This is a genomic window from Enterobacter cloacae complex sp. BZL2005 (genome assembly GCF_049238885.1).
Classification (GTDB): Bacteria; Pseudomonadota; Gammaproteobacteria; order Enterobacterales; family Enterobacteriaceae; genus Enterobacter; species Enterobacter roggenkampii.
In genome coordinates, this window is the sequence record NZ_JBMKGI010000003.1 from 83,709 (window position 1) to 102,486 (window position 18,778).

At 58.0% G+C, this 18,778-nt stretch carries 14 protein-coding genes; 5 read left to right on the forward strand and 9 right to left on the reverse strand.

Features of this window, described 5'->3' with window-relative positions:
* The first annotated feature begins 86 nt into the window (after positions 1-86).
* The 3 genes from fdnG to fdnI are packed head-to-tail and all read left to right on the forward strand — an operon-like array spanning position 87 to position 4,679.
* Positions 87-3,134 carry a formate dehydrogenase-N subunit alpha gene (gene fdnG, locus ACOTXI_RS07750; RefSeq protein ID WP_102000891.1) on the forward strand — a complete coding sequence of 1,016 codons (3,048 nt, stop codon included), beginning with the start codon at positions 87-89 and terminating at the stop codon, positions 3,132-3,134.
* Between the two features lie 11 nt (positions 3,135-3,145).
* A complete protein-coding gene (fdxH, locus tag ACOTXI_RS07755; protein WP_008501729.1) occupies positions 3,146-4,030 on the forward strand; it encodes a formate dehydrogenase subunit beta in 885 nt (294 codons plus the stop codon).
* The gene (gene fdnI, locus ACOTXI_RS07760; protein ID WP_008501728.1) at positions 4,023-4,679 is read left to right on the forward strand and encodes a formate dehydrogenase-N subunit gamma; all 657 of its coding nucleotides are present in this window, start codon (positions 4,023-4,025) and stop codon (positions 4,677-4,679) included. Before fdxH ends, fdnI begins: the two co-directional genes overlap by 8 nt.
* A 58-nt stretch (positions 4,680-4,737) precedes the next feature.
* Here fdnI and ppk2 read toward each other — a convergent pair whose 3' ends face one another.
* Positions 4,738-5,556: a polyphosphate kinase 2 gene (gene ppk2, locus ACOTXI_RS07765; protein ID WP_008501727.1), complete on the reverse strand. Its 819-nt coding sequence runs from the start codon at positions 5,554-5,556 to the stop codon at positions 4,738-4,740.
* A 166-nt stretch (positions 5,557-5,722) separates the two neighbouring features.
* Here ppk2 and araJ point away from each other — a divergent pair, with 166 nt between their 5' ends.
* Positions 5,723-6,898 carry an MFS transporter AraJ gene (gene araJ / locus ACOTXI_RS07770; protein ID WP_008501726.1) on the forward strand — a complete coding sequence of 392 codons (1,176 nt, stop codon included), beginning with the start codon at positions 5,723-5,725 and terminating at the stop codon, positions 6,896-6,898.
* A 6-nt stretch (positions 6,899-6,904) separates the two neighbouring features.
* Here araJ and ACOTXI_RS07775 read toward each other — a convergent pair whose 3' ends face one another.
* From ACOTXI_RS07775 to ACOTXI_RS07810, 8 genes are all read right to left on the reverse strand, one after another.
* Positions 6,905-7,996, reverse strand: a complete 1,092-nt coding sequence (locus ACOTXI_RS07775) for an alkylhydroperoxidase domain protein (protein ID WP_045352504.1) — start codon at positions 7,994-7,996, stop codon at positions 6,905-6,907.
* 10 nt (positions 7,997-8,006) lie between these two features.
* A complete protein-coding gene (locus tag ACOTXI_RS07780; RefSeq protein WP_008501724.1) occupies positions 8,007-8,996 on the reverse strand; it encodes a putative FMN-dependent luciferase-like monooxygenase in 990 nt (329 codons plus the stop codon).
* Positions 8,993-10,600 (reverse strand): dipeptide ABC transporter ATP-binding protein, encoded by a 1,608-nt coding sequence (locus tag ACOTXI_RS07785; RefSeq protein ID WP_008501723.1) that lies wholly within the window; start codon positions 10,598-10,600, stop codon positions 8,993-8,995. Before ACOTXI_RS07785 ends, ACOTXI_RS07780 begins: the two co-directional genes overlap by 4 nt.
* Complete coding sequence (locus ACOTXI_RS07790; RefSeq protein WP_008501722.1) at positions 10,597-11,448, reverse strand: ABC transporter permease; 852 nt, start codon at positions 11,446-11,448, stop codon at positions 10,597-10,599. The genes ACOTXI_RS07785 and ACOTXI_RS07790 overlap by 4 nt, the downstream gene beginning before the upstream one ends.
* Complete coding sequence (locus ACOTXI_RS07795; RefSeq protein WP_008501721.1) at positions 11,445-12,389, reverse strand: ABC transporter permease; 945 nt, start codon at positions 12,387-12,389, stop codon at positions 11,445-11,447. Before ACOTXI_RS07795 ends, ACOTXI_RS07790 begins: the two co-directional genes overlap by 4 nt.
* A gap of 10 nt (positions 12,390-12,399) precedes the next feature.
* Positions 12,400-14,019 (reverse strand): TIGR04028 family ABC transporter substrate-binding protein, encoded by a 1,620-nt coding sequence (locus ACOTXI_RS07800; RefSeq protein ID WP_058654482.1) that lies wholly within the window; start codon positions 14,017-14,019, stop codon positions 12,400-12,402.
* Positions 14,020-14,168: 149 nt separating this feature from the next.
* Positions 14,169-15,179, reverse strand: coding sequence for an alcohol dehydrogenase AdhP (adhP, locus tag ACOTXI_RS07805; protein WP_058654481.1), 1,011 nt, complete (start codon positions 15,177-15,179; stop codon positions 14,169-14,171).
* Between the two features lie 197 nt (positions 15,180-15,376).
* A complete protein-coding gene (locus ACOTXI_RS07810) occupies positions 15,377-17,086 on the reverse strand; it encodes an ABC-F family ATP-binding cassette domain-containing protein (RefSeq protein WP_008501718.1) in 1,710 nt (569 codons plus the stop codon).
* 546 nt (positions 17,087-17,632) lie between these two features.
* Here ACOTXI_RS07810 and ACOTXI_RS07815 point away from each other — a divergent pair.
* A complete protein-coding gene (locus tag ACOTXI_RS07815) occupies positions 17,633-18,778 on the forward strand; it encodes an HNH endonuclease signature motif containing protein (RefSeq protein ID WP_058654480.1) in 1,146 nt (381 codons plus the stop codon).

The following is an 18,778-nucleotide window of genomic DNA, read 5'->3' on the forward strand; positions in this document are numbered from 1 at the left end:
GCTGATGACCTTGATTTGACGCAAAAAAATCAGGGGCTTTGCTGTTAGTTTGCGGCGCGAAGTCTTTTCAGATAACGAGGACAGCAATGGACGTCAGCCGCAGACAATTTTTTAAAATCTGCGCGGGCGGTATGGCCGGAACAACAGCCGCAATGCTGGGATTTGCTCCCAAAATGGCGCTGGCTCAGGCACGCAACTATAAACTGCTGCGCGCCAAAGAGATCCGTAACACCTGCACATACTGCTCCGTGGGTTGTGGGCTTTTAATGTATAGCCTGGGCGATGGCGCGAAGAACGCCAGAGAAGCGATTTATCACATTGAAGGGGATCCGGATCATCCGGTGAGCCGCGGGGCGTTATGCCCGAAAGGGGCGGGGCTGCTGGACTACGTCCACAGCGAAAACCGCCTGCGCTACCCCGAATACCGCGCGCCGGGCTCCGACAAATGGCAGCGTATCTCCTGGGATGAGGCCTTCTCCCGTATTGCGAAATTGATGAAAGCCGACCGCGACGCCAACTTTATTGAAAAGAATGCGCAGGGCGTGACGGTCAACCGCTGGCTTTCCACCGGCATGCTATGCGCCTCGGCAGCCAGTAATGAAACCGGCATGCTGACGCAAAAATTTGTGCGCTCGCTCGGCATGCTGGCGGTAGACAACCAGGCGCGCGTCTGACACGGACCAACGGTAGCAAGTCTTGCTCCAACATTTGGTCGCGGTGCGATGACCAACCACTGGGTTGATATCAAAAACGCGAACGTCGTGGTGGTGATGGGCGGTAACGCCGCTGAAGCCCATCCGGTGGGGTTCCGCTGGGCGATGGAAGCGAAAAACAACAACGATGCGACGCTTATCGTCGTCGATCCGCGCTTTACGCGTACGGCATCGGTGGCCGATATCTATGCGCCGATCCGCTCCGGTACGGACATTACGTTCCTGTCCGGCGTGCTGCTGTACCTGATCGAAAACAACAAAATCAACGCGGAATACGTTAAGCACTACACCAACGCGAACCTGCTGGTGCGGGATGATTTTGCCTTCGAAGACGGGCTGTTTAGCGGCTATGACGCCGAAAAACTCCAGTACGATAAAACGTCCTGGAACTATCAGTTCGATGAAAACGGCTATGCGATGCGCGATGAAACGCTCACGCATCCGCGCTGCGTGTGGAACCTGCTGAAGCAGCACGTCTCCCGCTATACGCCGGACGTCGTGGAGAACATCTGCGGCACGCCGAAAGCGGACTTCCTGAAGGTGTGTGAAGTGCTGGCTTCCACCAGCGCCGCCGACAGAACCACCACGTTCCTGTACGCGCTGGGCTGGACGCAGCACACCGTGGGCGCGCAGAACATCCGCACCATGGCGATGATCCAGCTGCTGCTCGGCAACATGGGGATGGCAGGCGGCGGCGTGAACGCGCTGCGCGGCCACTCAAACATTCAGGGCCTGACCGATCTCGGTCTGCTCTCCACCAGCCTGCCGGGCTACCTGACGCTGCCGTCTGAAAAACAGACGGATTTGCAAAGCTATCTGGCGGCGAACACGCCAAAAGCGACGCTGCCGGATCAGGTGAACTACTGGAGCAACTATCCGAAGTTCTACGTCAGCCTGATGAAATCCTTCTACGGCGATGCGGCGCAGAAAGAGAACGACTGGGGCTTTGAGTGGCTGCCGAAGTGGGATCAGGCTTATGACGTCATCAAGTATTTCAACATGATGGATAAGGGCGACGTCACGGGGTATATCTGCCAGGGCTTCAACCCGGTGGCCTCCTTCCCGGACAAAAACAAAGTCGTTCGCAGCCTGAGCAAGCTGAAGTACATGGTGGTTATCGATCCGCTGGTGACCGAGACCTCCACCTTCTGGCAGAACCACGGGGAGTCAAACGATGTCGATCCGGCGTCAATTCAGACCGAAGTGTTCCGCCTGCCGTCCACCTGCTTTGCGGAAGAGGACGGCTCTATTGCCAACTCCGGCCGCTGGCTGCAGTGGCACTGGAAAGGCCAGGACGCCCCGGGCGAAGCGCGTAACGACGGCGAGATCCTGGCCGGGATTTACCACCGCCTGCGCGAAATGTACCGCACCGAAGGCGGCAAAGGTGCAGAGCCGCTGCTGAAGATGAGCTGGCACTACAAGCAGCCGGATCGTCCTGAATCCGAAGAGGTCGCGAAAGAGAACAACGGCGTGGCGCTGGCGGATCTGTATGACGCGAACGGCAATCTGGTGGCGAAGAAAGGCCAGCTGCTGAACAGCTTCGCGCTGCTGCGTGACGACGGTACCACGGCATCATCCTGCTGGATCTACACCGGCAGCTGGACGGAGCAGGGTAACCAGATGGCCAACCGCGACAACGCTGACCCGTCAGGCCTGGGTAACACGCTGGGCTGGGCTTGGGCATGGCCGCTGAACCGTCGCGTGCTGTACAACCGTGCGTCCGCCGACGTGAACGGCAAGCCGTGGGATCCGAAGCGCATGCTGATCCAGTGGAACGGGACGAAGTGGACGGGGAACGACATCCCGGACTACAGCACCGCCGCGCCGGGCAGCAACACCGGGCCGTTTATCATGCAGCCGGAAGGGCTGGGACGCCTGTTCGCCCTCAACAAGCTGGCGGAAGGGCCGTTCCCGGAACACTACGAGCCGATGGAAACGCCGCTCGGCACCAACCCGCTGCACCCGAACGTGGTCTCCAGCCCGGTGGTGCGTATCTACGAAGACGACGTGCTGCGCCTGGGCAAAAAGGACAAGTTCCCGTACGTAGGGACGACCTACCGCCTGACCGAGCATTTCCATACCTGGACCAAGCACGGGCGGCTTAACGCCATCGCGCAGCCGGAACAGTTTGTGGAGATAAGCGAAACGCTGGCGAAAGCGAAGGGCATCGCCAACGGCGATCGCGTGAAGGTGAGCAGCAAGCGCGGCTTTATCCGCGCGGTGGCGGTGGTCACCCGCCGCCTGCAGTCGCTGAACGTGCACGGCCAGCAGGTGGAAACCGTCGGTATCCCGCTGCACTGGGGCTTTGAAGGGGTGGCGCAGAAAGGCTACATCGCCAATACCCTGACGCCAAACGTCGGCGATTCCAACTCGCAAACGCCGGAGTATAAAGCGTTTCTGGTCAACATCGAGAAAGCGTAAGGAGCGATTAAATGGCGATGGAAACACAAGACATTATTAAACGCTCCGCGACCAATCCCATAACGCCCGCGCCCCGCGCGCGGGACTACAAGGCAGAGGTCGCCAAGCTTATCGACGTCTCCTCCTGCGTGGGCTGTAAGGCCTGTCAGGTGGCCTGTTCGGAGTGGAACGATATTCGCGACGAGGTAGGGCACTGCGTTGGGGTGTACGACAATCCGGCGGATCTGAGTGCCAAATCCTGGACGGTGATGCGCTTTAGCGAAACCGACCAGAACGGCAGGCTGGAGTGGCTGATCCGCAAAGACGGCTGCATGCACTGTGAAGATCCGGGCTGCCTGAAGGCGTGCCCGTCTGCCGGGGCAATTATCCAGTACGCCAACGGGATCGTCGATTTCCAGCAGGACAACTGCATCGGCTGCGGGTACTGCATCGCGGGCTGTCCGTTTAATATCCCGCGCCTCAATAAAGAGGATAACCGGGTATACAAATGCACCCTGTGCGTGGACCGCGTCAGCGTCGGGCAGGAGCCTGCCTGCGTGAAGACCTGTCCAACCGGCGCCATTCATTTCGGCACCAAAAAAGAGATGCTGGACGTGGCGCAAGAGCGCGTCGATAAGCTCAAAGCGCGGGGCTACGACAAAGCGGGCGTTTACAACCCGCAGGGCGTGGGCGGCACGCACGTCATGTATGTGCTGCACCATAGCGACCAGCCGGAGCTGTACCACAACCTGCCGAAGGATCCGGCGATCGATACCGCCATCAACCTGTGGAAAGGGGCGCTCAAGCCGCTCTCCGCGGCGGGCTTTATCGCCACCTTTGCCGGGCTGATTTATCACTACATCGGTATCGGGCCAAACAAAGAGGTGGATGACGACGAGGAGGAGCATCATGAGTAAGTCGAAAATGATAGTGCGCACCAAATTTGTCGATCGCGCATGTCACTGGACGGTAGTGATCTGCTTCTTCCTGGTGGCGGTATCGGGAATTTCGTTCTTCTTCCCGACGCTGCAGTGGCTGACCGAAACCTTCGGTACGCCGCAGATGGGGCGCATTCTGCACCCGTTCTTCGGCGTGCTGATTTTCGTGGTGCTGATGTTTATGTTCGTGCGCTTCGTCCATCACAATATCCCGGACAAGCAGGATATCCCGTGGGTGAAAGGGATCGTTGAAGTCCTGAAGGGTAACGAGCACAAAGTCGCGAAGGTGGGGAAATACAACGCCGGGCAGAAGATGATGTTCTGGACCATCATGAGCATGATTTTTGTGCTGCTGGTGACCGGGGTGATGATCTGGCGTCCGTATTTTGCACACTACTTCCCGATACAGGTGATTCGCTACGCGCTGCTGATCCACGCGACGTCGGCCATCATTCTGATTCACGCCATCCTGATCCATATGTATATGGCGTTCTGGGTGAAAGGATCGATTAAAGGCATGATTGAAGGGAAGGTGAGCCGCCGCTGGGCGCAGAAACACCATCCGCGCTGGTACCGTGATGTGGAACGGCTGGAAGCGAAACAGGAAAGTACGGAAGGGATGAAGTAAAACCTGCGCCGTCGGCTTTGCCCGGCGGCGCTGCGCTTGCGCGGGCCTACTCTTCAAATCAGAACCGCTCTTCCACATACCGGAACGGATATTTCGTGGGTTTGACCTTGCCGATTTTGCGCTTCGGTAAATCCACCTTGTCGACGTGAATTTCTTTATACGGGATCTGCGAAAGCAGATGCGAAATAATATTCAGGCGCACGCGTTTTTTATCCTCTGAACGCGCCACAAACCACGGCGCCCAGGCGGTATCGGTGGCTTCAAACATGGCGTCGCGCGCAAGGGTATACTCATCCCAGAGGTTAAAGGATTTAATATCCATCGGCGACAGCTTCCAGATCTTACGCCCATCGTTAATACGGTCGCGCAGGCGGCGCTCCTGCTCTTTCGGCGTCACCTCCAGCCAGTACTTCAGCAGGATAATGCCGGCATCGACCATCGCTTTTTCCATAACCGGCGCGCCGTCTAAAAATTTCTCCGCCTGTTCCTCCGTGCAGAACCCCATCACTCGTTCCACGCCCGCGCGGTTATACCAGCTGCGATCGAAGATCACGATTTCACCCGCCGAAGGCAGGTGGGGCACATAGCGCTGGAAGTAGAGCTGGCTTTTTTCTTTTTCCGTTGGGGCAGGGAGCGCAACAACGCGAAACACGCGCGGGCTGACGCGCTCGGTGATCGCTTTAATGGTGCCGCCTTTGCCGGCGCCATCGCGTCCTTCAAAAACAATACACACTTTTAACCCTTTGGCGACGACCCACTGCTGGAGCTTAACCAGTTCGACGTGCAGGCGGCGGAGCTCTTTTTCATACTCTTTGGTCTTAAGCGGTGCATTCGATACAACATCAACAGCGACAGGGGTTTTCTTTTTGCTTCCCATGATTGTCATCCTCAGGTTGTTCGGCACGGAAAAAAGCGAGGCCGCACTATGAAGTGTAATCCACCTGAATTAATGGATTAACCTGTCAGCCACCTGATTTGAACTGGCTCACCATACAAGATTATTTAATAATGCCCGCTGCGAGTGATTAACCCGTGGTTGAGGTATGAAAAAGACAATATTTTCGTTGGCGCTTGGCACATTTGGCCTGGGCATGGCTGAATTTGGCATCATGGGCGTGTTAACCGAGCTGGCGCATGACACCGGTATTTCGATTCCCTCCGCCGGGAATATGATCTCGTTTTATGCCTTCGGCGTGGTGATTGGCGCCCCGATTGTGGCGCTCTTCTCCGGCAAGTTCTCGTTAAAAACCACGCTGCTGTTTCTGGTGGCGATGTGCGCTGTTGGCAATGCCCTGTTTACGTTTTCTACGTCATATTTCTGGCTGGCGCTGGGGCGGCTGATTTCCGGTTTCCCGCACGGCGCGATTTTCGGCGTAGGGGCGATTATTCTGTCTAAAATTGCGCCGCCGGGGAAGGTTACGGTCGCGGTGGCCGGGATGATCGCCGGAATGACCGTCGCCAACCTGGTGGGTGTGCCGCTCGGCACCTGGCTGGGGCACCAGTTCAGCTGGCGTTATACCTTTTTCCTGATCGCCCTGTTCGATGCGCTGGTGATCCTCTCGGTGCTGATCTGGGTGCCGGACATTCATGACAAATCAGAAATTAAACTGACCGAGCAGTTCCAGTTCCTGAAGAAACCGGAGCCCTGGCTGATTTTTGCCGCCACCATGTTTGGTAACGCCGGTGTATTCGCGTGGTTCAGCTTCGTTAAACCGTTTATGGTCAACCTTTCTGGCTTTTCTGAAGGCATGATGACGATCATCATGATGCTGATGGGCCTTGGCATGGTGTTGGGCAATCTGTTGAGCGGCAAACTCTCGGGACGCTTTAGCCCGCTGCGCATTGCGGCGACTACCGACATGGTGATTGTCGCCTCGCTGCTGCTGCTTTTTGCCTGCGGTGAACTGAAAACGGCCTCGCTGGTGATGGGCTTTATCTGCTGCGCCGGGCTGTTTGCGCTCTCTGCGCCGCTGCAGATCCTCCTTCTGCAAAATGCGAAGGGCGGCGAGATGCTGGGGGCCGCGGGCGGGCAGATGGCGTTTAATCTCGGCAGCGCGATCGGGGCGTACTTTGGTGGGATGATGATTACCCTCGGCTTTAGCTGGCGCTACGTCACGCTGCCTGCGGCGTTACTCTCGTTCTCGGCCATGAGTGCATTACTGATCTACGGTTACCTGCGTGCCAGGCAGGCTCAGGCTAACGCGCGTGCGCTAGCCTGATGGAAGTCAGGCAAGCCAGGGCTCGCCCAGGGTCAGCATCAGGCGGTTGGCCCAGGCGAAGAACGCGGCGGACTGCACCAGATCAAGCTGGGCTAAGGTGTCCAGCCCCTCTTTTTCCAGCGCGGCAAGGTGCAGCGGCGTGGCGGCCGGCGGCGTAACCGACAGCGCTGCCGCAAAATTAATCTCCGCCTGCCAGCGCGCAGACTGCCCCTCGCTCAGGGACTGTCCCGGACGCACGGCCAGCAGGGCCTCTACCGCCGCGTCATCCTTAGACAGCTGGCTGGCTTTCCGCGCATGGACAGATGCGCAGTAAATGCAGCCGTTGATTTTACTGGCGACCGTTGCCGCCAGCTCGCGCTCGGCGCGCGGCAACCCCCCCGGCGTATAAAAAATCCCCTTATCCGTTAGCGTGCGCTGTTCAAGCACCGGCAGGTTGCGCCCCAGCAGGCGGAAATAGTCGGAATCGGTGTGGCCAAACTTCGCCAGGATCGCAACCTCGTCATCACGAAAATCCGCCAGCGGTTTGGCGGCGATCCACGGCTCCCAGCCCAGCTCCTGCTGGGTGAAGGCGACGGGAGCCGCCTTCCCGGTGGCCGTGGTGGCGGTCGTGTGCCAGACGCCTGCCGCCACTGGCGCATCGCTTTTGGCGACGGGCCTGTCGTTCAGCAGCCGCAGCCCGGCAATCAGTCGGCTCTGGAAGCTGACAAAGGCGATAAGCTGCGCCAGCGTCACGATGCCTTCCTTGCTCCAACCCGCCTGGGTCAGCGCCCTTAACGATGTCGGCGTGGCTTCAACGGGCGAGAAGGTCAGCAGGCGCGCGAAATTCAGCGCCGGGGTCAGACGGTCTGAGGTCGGGTCTGCCAGGCCAAACCCCGCATAGTGCGCGGCCAGCGCCTCCGCGTTGTGCCACCTGGCGACTTTTGCCGCGACGGCGAAGCGCTCGTCCAGCGCAAAATCGCTATCCTGCTGAGTAAATAAGATTTCGTAGCTGCCTTGGGCGTGGCGCGTGGCGGCGTCCCGCGTGGCGCGCGCCTCTGCCAGAGGGGAACCGGGTTTGATTTCCGCCAGCTCGGCGAGAATGTCGTGACTTAATGACATAGGTGTCTCCTCAAAGGATGTGGGGGGCAATATGTTCGGCGATCAGTTCGATGGAGCGCAGGGTGTCGCGATGGGTGGGCTCGACCGAATGGACCTGGAATGAGATGTCCGTGGCGCGCCGGAGAACGGAATCGGCCTGCAGCGAACGCAGCACCGTCTCGGGCGAACCGATGTGGGCGTCGAACTGGCGACGAAAATCGGTGACGGTGTCACCCTTAACCGCGTGTCCGGCAGCGCGATGCTGCTGGGCCTGTCTGGTGAGACCCGGCGTCGCAACCTTCAGCGCATAGTCATCGCTGTCGGCGACGAATGCCGTACGGGAGGCCAGAATACGCGGTGCGATACCGGCAGGCAGGGCCTCAAGGTAGGCATCCACAATCGGGTTCTGGATCGCGTCGAGCGTGAGATCCAACTGGTCTGCCGGACGCGGCTGCGTGCGGGAGAGCATTAACCCGTGTCCGGCCCGCGCGGCGCGAACGGCGCCGTCGACGGAAAAGGTGGCAATCCAGATCCTGTCAGCCAGCTGTGGCGCTGGCGGGTAGAGGTGGTTATCCGGATGGGTCAGTGAATCCCCGCGCCAGGCGCTCTGGATCACATGTAAATGGTCGGCAAAGGCCGCGCCGCGCTGTTCAAACGTCAGTCCGAACGGCAGGAAAGAGGTCGGCGTGCCGCCCGAACCAAAACCGACTTCGAGACGTCCATCGGCGAGTAAATCCAGCACCGCCGCATCTTCCGCCACGCGCAGCGGGTTTTCCATCGGCAGGGTGATGATGGCCGTGCCCAGCCGGATGGTTTCGGTATGCGCCGCAACGTGGGCCAGAAACAGCAGCGGCGACGGCAGGCCGCCTTCACTTTCGTGGAAGTGGTGCTGGGCAATCCAGGCGCTGTCAAAACCGTGGCGTTCAGCGTGGCGGATCTGTTCTGTAGCCAGTCGATAGCGCTCTTTCGGCGTGGCGTCGTCAAGCAGGCGGGTGAAAAATCCCAGGCGTTTTCGCGTCATGCGAACTCCTCCGTAGCGGGTGAAAAATGGGGAATGGCGGCAATCAGCTCGCGGGTATAGTCGTTCTGCGGTGACGTGAATAAGGTCTCGACGTCACCGTGTTCGACCACCTGACCGCTGCGCAGCACCGTGACGCTGTGGGCGATCCGGCGAACGGTAGAGAGATCGTGCGTGATGAACAGGTAGGTTAATCCCAGCTGCTGCTGCAGCTGCTGAAGCAGCGCCAGGATCTGCGCCTGGACGGTGACGTCCAGCGCGGAGGTGGCTTCGTCCAGCACCAGAATGGTCGGCTCCAGGATCAGCGCCCGGGCGATGGCCACGCGCTGTCGCTGCCCGCCTGAAAGCTCTCTGGCGGTGCGGGTCAGGAGTTCGACGGGCAGGGCAACCCGCTGCGCCACGGTCTCCACCCGGGCCTTTCGCTCCGCCTTGGCGAGGCGAGAAAAGTTCTTCAGGGGCTCTTCGATGATGTCAAACAGCGTCTGACGCGGGTCGAGAGAGGCGAACGGGTTCTGGTAGACAAACTGGATCTTCTGGCGCAGTTGACGGCGGGCCTCGCGGCTGAGCGCGGTGGCATCAATGTCATCAATAATGACCTGTCCGTTATCCGCCTGTTCAAAACCCAGCAAAATACGGGCGAGAGTGGTCTTCCCGGAGCCGGACTCACCGACCAGCGCATGGGTGCTGCCGCGTCTGACGTCAAACGTCACCCGATCCAACGCCTGAAGCTGATGACCTTTACCCAGCGAGAACCGTTTGCTGATGGCCCGGGCGCGAATGGCCGGTGACGCGAGCGGGAGACCGGCTACCGGGGCGATGGTCAGGCGCTGGCCCTGAAGATCGCTCAGCAGCTGACGGGTGTAGGCGTGCTGCGGCGTGCGGACGATATCGGCGGTGTCGCCATGCTCCTGAACCTCACCGTTGCGAAACACCAGCAGCCTGTCCGCGCGCTGGGCTGCCAGGGCCAGATCGTGGGTGACAAACAGAACGGCGGTGCCCGATTCCCGGCGCAGGATATCCAGCAGGTCGAGAATGCGTTTTTGCACCGTCACGTCCAGCGCGCTGGTGGGCTCATCGGCAATGATGACGTCCGGGCTCAGGGCAATGGCGATGGCAATCAGCACGCGCTGTTTCATCCCGCCGGAGAGCTGATGCGGATACTGCGTCATGCGCTGTTCGGGGTGGCTCAGGCCGACCTTTTTCAGCAGGGCGAGCACCTGCTCGTCGCGTTGGGCGTGAGTCACCTTCTGGTGCAGCTGAATAATTTCCCCGACCTGCGCGCCGATCGTCTTCACCGGATTGAGTGAATTACCCGGATCCTGCGGAACCAGGCTGATTCGCGCCCCGCGAAGGGTATCGAGTCGCTTCGCTGACCACCGGCTAATCTCCTCGCCGTTGAGCACGATTTTCCCCGCATCCCGACGGGCGTTATCCGCCAGCAGGCCGATGATCGCCTGCGCCGTGGTCGTTTTGCCGGAACCGGATTCGCCGACAAAGGCCAGCATTTCCCCCCGCTGAAGGGCGAAGCTGACGTTATGCACCACCTCGCGCCACCGGCGCGCGGTACGGTAGCTGATGGTCAGGTTTTCTACCGAGAGTACGGTCATTTCAGGCCTCCGCTGAACTGCTGGCTGATACGGTTGGTGGCCAGCACGACGGCGATGACGACCACGCCGGGGAAGGTGGTTAACCACCAGGCGGTAGAGAGATAGTTACGCCCTTCGGCAATCAATAAGCCCCATTCCGGTACGGGCGGCGGGGTGCCGTAGCCGAGAAAGCTCAGCGTGGACAGGGCCAGAATGGCCTGACCAAACTGTAGCGTGGCAAAGGCAAGGACGGCGGTTAAGGCGTTGGGCAGGATGTGTCGCCATAGCACCGCCAGGAACGTCCCGCCGCTGCCAAACGCCGCCTCGACATAATCCGTATGGCGGATGCGCACCACTTCACCGCGCGCGAGGCGGGCGAAGCTGGCAATGGAGGCCACGCCGACGGCAATGGCGGCGTTAACGGTGCCAAACCCGAGCAGAATAATGACCGTCAGCGAGAGCAGCAGAGACGGAATGGACAACAGCACGTCGACAAAACGCATCAGGAAAGACTCGACGCGTCCTGCGAACGCCCCGGCGATCACCCCGAGACCGGTGCCCACCACCAGCCCCATCGTGACGGCAGCGAGCGCCGCGCTCAGGGAGTGGGACGCACCGTACACAATACGGGTGTAAACATCGCGGCCAAGCTGATCGGTGCCGAGCCAGTGGCCCGCCTGCGGCGCCAGACGTTGCGCTCCGGCGATGCCCTCAATCGGGCTGTAGTGGGTTAACAGGCCGGGCGCCACGGCGGCAAAAACCGCGAGAATAATCACCGCCCACGCCAGCCACAGTCCCGGCTGCCATGCGACGCCCTGCCAGCCGGGAACGTGTTTTCGCGCCGCGGCAGCGTAATCGACCAGGCTCATGATGCACCTCCGGTAACGGTTTGCAGGCGGGGATCCAGCAGCGGCATCAGCAGGTCCACCAGCAGATTGATCAGGACAAAGCCGAGGGCGGAAATCATCACCACCGCCTGAAGCACGGCGATGTCCTGGTTATTTACCGCCTGCTGGGTCAGCTGCCCGAGCCCGCTGCGGCCAAAAACGGTTTCCGTGATCAGCGCTCCGGCAATGAGCTCGCCCAGCAGCAGCCCGGCAATATTGAGTACCGGCAGCAGCGCGTTGCCGGTGACGTGGCGCCACAGGACGGCGGTTTCACTCAGCCCTTTGGCGCGGGCAACGGCAACAAACGGCTGCGTCGCCACCTGGTCCAGGCTGCGCATCAGGATTTGCGCCAGCGGGGCGGAGATCGGGATGGCGACGGTCACGATCGGCAGGATCAGCCCCTGCAGCGGCGTCGGGTTAATTACCGGGATCAGCCGCAGCTGAAAAGAAAAAAGCTGGATCAGGGCAATGCCCAGCCAGAACGTCGGTAACGAGATAAACAGGACCGGCAGCGACTGGAGGGTATTACTTAGCCAGCGCAGACCCGGCAGGCGCGACGCAAAGGCCAGCGCAAACGCCAGCAGGACCGCGAGTAAAAAGGCGGGCAGGGCGAGGCTCAGGGTATCCGGCAGATTGCTGGCAATCAGCTCGCTGACCGGCACCCCGGCCTGTAACGAATAGCCGAAATCCCCGTGCAGCATCGCCAGCAGCGTATGGCCGTATTGCTGCCACAGCGGGCTGTCCGCGCCGTAGGCCACGCGCATCTCCTCGATTTGCGCCGGGCTTAAGCCCAGGTCCGGGTTCTGAAATTTAATCAGCACCGCGTCGCCCGGCAGCACCTGGAGCAACACGAACGAGAGGGTAAAGGCGGCCCACAGCACCAGCAGCCCGTGCCCAAAGCGTTGAAGAAGTGCGTGGCGCATCGTCAGCTCCTCAGTGTTTCTCAAGCCACGCGCCGTAGAACGACGGGCGGCCGACCGCTTCAAAATTCACGCCTTTCAGCCATGGCGCACCGGCAAAGACCTGTGGTTCCTCGAAGATCGGAATGACGTAGGCGTTATCCAGCAGGTAGCGCTGGGCATCGCCGGTCAGCTGCAGGCGTTTTTGCGGGTCGACTTCGGCGGAGATATCCACCAGCAGCGCATTCAGCTTGTCGTCACGGAAGCTTTTGACCTTGTCGCTGGAGCCGCCTTTTTGCAGCAGCGCGTCGCGGTTAGCGGGGTAGAACATGCTTTTCACCACGTCAGGATCGGCGCGGCCTACTTCGGAGACGGTTAACGGGGTTTTCAGCGGGTCAAGGTTATCCAGCGTACGGCTGCCTGCGTCACCGGCTTTCACGCTCAGCGCCACGCCCACCTGACGCCACTGCTGGGCAACCAGCTGCAGTACCTCTTTATTTTGCGGCTGCGGCAATGACTCATATACCGTCAGCGCCAGCCGCTGGCCGTCTTTGGTGCGGATGCCGTCGCTGCCCGCTTTCCAGCCCGCCTCGTCCAGCAGCTGGTTAGATTTAGCCGGGTCAAAGGTCAATTTGTCGCTGAGATCGACAAAGCCAGCGGCGGAATCGGCAATCACCGACTTCGCCTGCGGATAGTTAGCCGAGAAGAGGGTCTCAACCACCTGTTTTGCATTCGTGGCATGCAGCAGCGCCTGGCGCACGCGAATATCGGAGACCAGCGGGTTATCCGGGCGGAAACTGATGCTGTCGTTCACCCCGCGCGTTGGGGCAGCGTAGATTTTATAGCCCTGGTCTGTCGCCTGCTTTTCGTCATACGCCTGCACCTGGCGAATAAAGTCGGCCTGACCGGCCAGCAGGGCGCCGACGCGCACGCTGTCTTCCTGAGTCACGATAAACTTGATGCCATCAAGATTGGCTGGCCCCTGTTGCGCCAGATTTTTGGGCCCCCACTGGTAATCTTTGCGGGCTTCAAGCGTCACTTCGCGCCCCAGCTTTTCGTCTTTCACCACAAACGGGCCGGAGCCAATGATGTGGCGCGCATCCCCCAGCTCTTCAAAGTTGCGTTTCAGGGTGCTGAGCGACACCAGACCCGAGCCAATGGTGGCAGTGCCCTGCAGGAACCCCGGTGACGGTTTTTTGAAGTAGAACTTCACGGTCAGCGGGTCGACCACTTCGCTGCGATCGTAGTTATTGATCACTTCTGACACCGGCAGGCGCTGCGCCTTGTTACCTAAGCCGTAGGTATCAAAGTTTTTTGCTACGGCGTTGGCGTCCAGCGGCGTGCCGTCGGAGAAGGTGATCCCCGGGCGAATTTTGAAGGTGTATTCGGTTTTATCGGCGTTGGTGGTCCAGCTTTCGGCCACCCACGGTTCGACCTGCAGCGTCTTTGGGTTCTGCCAGGTCAGCTTGTCGGTGATTTGGTTCAGGATGCCGCCGTTCGGGTAGAAGCCGCCGGCGGGCGGGTAGAGGTTGGTGTGCGCCTGTTGCTCCAGATAAATCAGCGTACCGCCTTTGACCGGCGCATCAGTGGACCAGGCTGCGGTGGTCGTCAGAATGAGCACCGTCAGCAGCGGCAGACGAAATGGGGTTTGCATGGTGAATTCCTTTGTTATCTTCTTGTTAGCGTCGGATTCATCATCGGGCGCGGGGGAAAACAAGGGAACAAAGGAATTAAGATAAGGATTGCCGGAAAATGGCTATAAAAAAACCGCCCCGGAGAGGAGCGGCGATGTACGGTGGGTGATTACGAACGCAGGTCAATCACCATACGGCCACGGATCTGGCCCTGTTCCATCTCTTTAAAGATGGCGTTGATGTCCTCGATCGAACGCATCGTTACTTTCGGCACCACTTTACCTTCAGCGGCGAACTGGAACGCCTCCTGCAGATCCTGACGGGTACCGACCAGCGAACCCACCACCTGAATGCCGTCCAGCACCAGACGCGGAATATCGAGGCTCATCGCTTCCGGCGGCAGGCCAACCGCGACCACGCGGCCACCGGCACGCACGGCATCAACGGCAGAGTTGAATGCTGCTTTTGCGACGGCAGTGACGACTGCGGCATGCGCGCCGCCGGTTTTTTCCTGCACAATCTTAGCGGCATCTTCGCTGCGGGAGTTGATGGTGAGGTCCGCGCCCATGCTGGCCGCCAGCTTCAGCTGTTCGTCGTTCACGTCAAGGGCGATGACTTTGGCGTTAAAGACGTTTTTGGCGTACTGCAGCGCAAGGTTGCCCAGCCCGCCGAGACCGTAAATCGCAATCCACTGGCCCGGCTTAATACCCGACACCTTCACCGCTTTGTAGGTGGTCACGCCAGCGCAGGTAATGCTGCTGGCCGCCGCCGAATCCAGACCGTCCGGCACTTTTACCGCGTAATCCGCGGTGACGATGCACTCTTCCGCCATGCCGCCGTCGACGGAGTAACCGGCGTTTTTCACGTCACGGCACAGGGTTTCATTGCCGGAATTACAGTATTCGCAGTGGCCGCAGCCTTCAAAGAACCAGGCCACGCTTGCGCGGTCGCCGACTTTCAGCGACTTCACGCCAGGGCCGACTTTTTTCACGATACCAATTCCTTCATGGCCCAGGATAACCCCGGTCTTGTCGCCAAAATCACCGTTCTTCACGTGAAGATCGGTATGGCATACGCCACAGCACTCCATCTTCAGCAGGGCTTCCCCATGCTTAAGCGGGCGTAAGGTTTTTTCGGTGACGTTGACCTGGTGGTCCTGAGTGACAACAGCAGCCTTCATGTGTATCTCCTTGTTCATGATAAGAATCTGCATAGCAGGTGTAATACCCCTTAAGGATTAATACATTAGCCTGGTAATGCAAGGCTGCGGCAACATAATGTCATCATTTGATTCGATTTCAGATTAAGAATACGGCGATCCTCTAATAATTAAGGGGGGAAAATGCTGGCCCGGCGAGGTGCTCGCCGGGCGCAGACTTACAGCTGGGCTTCTATCTCCTCAATCTCTTTACGCCATTGCGCCTGGAGCTGCGGCTTTTGATGCTTTGGCTTGCGCGCCAGATCGTCTTCCAGCAGCGTTTCCAGCGCGATCAGCCGCTCAAGCAGATCGTCATGCGGCGAGGGGTGAACCGTCGCGGCGACAGCGGGCGCAGTGGCTGTCACCAGCCCCGCGCGTTCACGCAGCCGCTCAAACACCGCTTCTGCATCGTGCCATTCGCTCAGCGTACCGTCCTCAATCAGCCAGAAACGGTTGCAGCTTTGGCTAATTAACTGACGGTCATGGCTGACCAGCAGGACGCCGCCTTCGAACTGTTGAAGGGTGTGCGCCAGCGCCTCTTTGCCTTCCATGTCCAGGTGGTTGGTGGGCTCATCCAGCATCAGCAGGCTGTAGCGGGCAAGCGTCAGGCCCACGAACAGCAGGCGCGAGCGTTCGCCGCCGCTGAGCGTGCTGACTTTCTGCCCATGGCGGGACCACGGGAACCCGGCGCTGATGAGCGCCATTTTGCGGTTCTGCGGATCCGGTGCAAAAGGCTCCAGCGCGTCGAGCAGCGTGGCGTTGTCCGGCAGCTGATGCAACGTCTGGTCGTAGTAGCCCGGCGAGACGCGCGGATGGATTTTCAGCCCGCTGTCCGCCGGTTCATCGGAAAAATGTCGCCAGATAAGCTTCATCAACGACGATTTACCGCAGCCGTTACGACCGACAATCGCCACGCGATCGCCGCTTTTCAGCCGCGCCGTTTCGATGTTAAACAGCGGCGGTAGCCCAGGCGCGGGCGGGACGCCGAGGTTTTCCATCTCCAGCAGACGGTCAGCCCGCAGCGCGTCGCCGCGCAGGGTTAACGTCCACGGGCTGCCCGCCGTGAGCGCGGTCTGGCTCTCTTTGAGCCGTTCGACCTGTTTTTCCATCTGTTTGGCTTTGCGGGCCAGGTCTTCGTTATCGTAAACCTTACCCCAGGTCGCCAGACGTTTGGCGCTGGCGGTCACGCGGTCGATCTCCTTTTGCTCCGCCTTGTGGCGCTGCGCGTCGGTCTCATCTTTGGCTTCCAGCGCCTGACGTGCCGCCGTGCAGGGAAGGGCAAAGTAGTGCAGTGTTTTATCGCGCAGGATCCAGCTGCCGTTGGTGACGGCATCCAGCAGCTGTCTGTCATGCGAGACCAGCACAAAGCTGCCCGACCAGGTCTGTAAAAAGTGCTCCAGCCAGAGCATGGTCGGCAGGTCAAGGTGGTTGCTGGGTTCATCCAGCAGGAGCAGGTCCGGCTCGTGAATCAGCGCCCGGGCCAGCAGCAGGCGGGTGTGCTGCCCGCCGCTCAGCGTGGCGGAGTACAGCATCATATCCTGCGGCGTAAAGCCCATGCCTGCCAGCAGCGTTTCGGCTTTCCAGCGCAGGCTGTCCCGTTCCGCTACGGGCAGCTGGGCCAGGACGGCATCCAGCATGGTGAGCGGTAAAATAGCGTCCGGGAGATGTTGCTCCACGCGCGCCATCAGGCAATGCCCGGCCAGCGCTACCGTTCCGGCAGCAGGGGAATCCGTGCCGTCCAGCACCTTCAGCAGCGTACTTTTACCGCAGCCGTTGTCGCCCAGCAGGCCAATGCGGTCGCCTTTTTTCAGCGTAAAGGAGAGTGAGTCGAAGAGCGTGCCAAACGCCGTATCAACGCGTAAAGATTGTGCAGTGAGTAAAGTGCTCATTGTTGCTTACCCAAGAGTTACAGGCATGTTTATGCCTCGTCAAACATCGCTGACGATAACTCAGTAAGCCCGAGAGAAGGGATTTCAGGGGTTGGTGTCTTCGCTCAAGCCGAAGTTATCGCAGCACGATACCGATAACGCTTGAGCGGGTGCGATCACCAAATGTATGTGAAACATTGAAAATTTCACGATACAGCATAATTGGCCTCCTTATATATTCAGTGGGTTAATGGATGAAAGGAGTGTAGCGGGGGAAAAGGGGTTTGGCTAGTGGGTATTCGAGGGTGCGGTTTGTTGCCCTCACCCTGACCCACAGGGAGAGAGATATGCAAACTCGCTGGCTATAATTTAATCGCAGAATTGTTGTAACACGCTGATTAAAAAGAAGAGTAAAAATAGCATTTTGAAGTATATAAATTCCGGATTGCAAAATTCAACAATTCGGATTTTATTTAAGTTAATCCAGTATGATATGCATCATAAAGCTGATATTTATTTCCTCTATTGCTGTAGTCATTTATAACGATTAAAAAATAGAGGGATACTATGTTCAGATTATGTGAGATCTATGACTTTGAGCGAGATGCTACTCTTTTGGACTTCGAAAATATAGTGAGTCCAAAGCGGGGCTTGGAATTGGCATGTTATTACTATGTGTTAGACTACAGCGCGTATAAGTCAAGGTTATATTTTGATATACCTAATAGAAAATGGAATGGCGATAGGCATTTTGGTGAGAAATTTAAAAGGCAACCTTTAACGTACTATGATCCGATTTATGATGATTTAGAAAGGGAGTTGTTGCTCGGTCGAATAGTTGCTGTAGATACAGATAAACATTGGACTTGGTATAATAACCCTTTTTCTTTTGATGATAACGGTGAAATAGTTTACGAGCCGTTTATGCCTGGTTCTTGGGAATGTTCATTCCGTGATTCAGTGTTGAGCGGATATCATGTAGTGCTGGAGCGTAATCAACGTATCAAACCACGTCCTACACAGAAAATACAGTATGGCGCACCTGGATATGTTGAACCTGAGCAACATGCTCAGTCAGCAAAGACCATAAATAACAAGAATGTAGGGCGTCTGTTAGCCGCTGGCGGCGTTTATAATGGTAACGTTGAGGGATTTAGAAAGACTGCTGAACAACTGGGTGGAGAAGCTTTAGAAGGTTATAAAGGCGTTATGACCGATACTAACATTGGAATGGGTATAGCTGCTGCATCAATTCTTTTGGTAAAAAATCCTGCGATGGCTGAAGAACTAACAGGATTTTTAGGGAAAACAAAAAATACAAAAGTCTTCTTACAGAATGTAAAAGTTGAACAAATAAATTACTTACGCAGACCACGTGATGAATATTTATCACTTAGAAAAGAATTTGATAATACAGTCAGAAAAAATTTTATGAAAAGCTTATCAGTCGAACCAGGTATTGATCATTACTTTAATACTTCTCAAATTGAATTAATGGCACATGGAGGTGTTCCTGATTCCTGGCAGGTTCATCATAAATTACCTCTTGATGATGGGGGCGACAACAGTTTTGGAAATTTGATACTAATACAAACAAAGCCATATCATAATGCATTAACTGGGGCACAAAAATCCGTTACTAAAGATTTGATGCCAGGTCAAAGCATTGATACATTATGGCCTATGCCAAATGGAACATTTTTCAGTAAATAG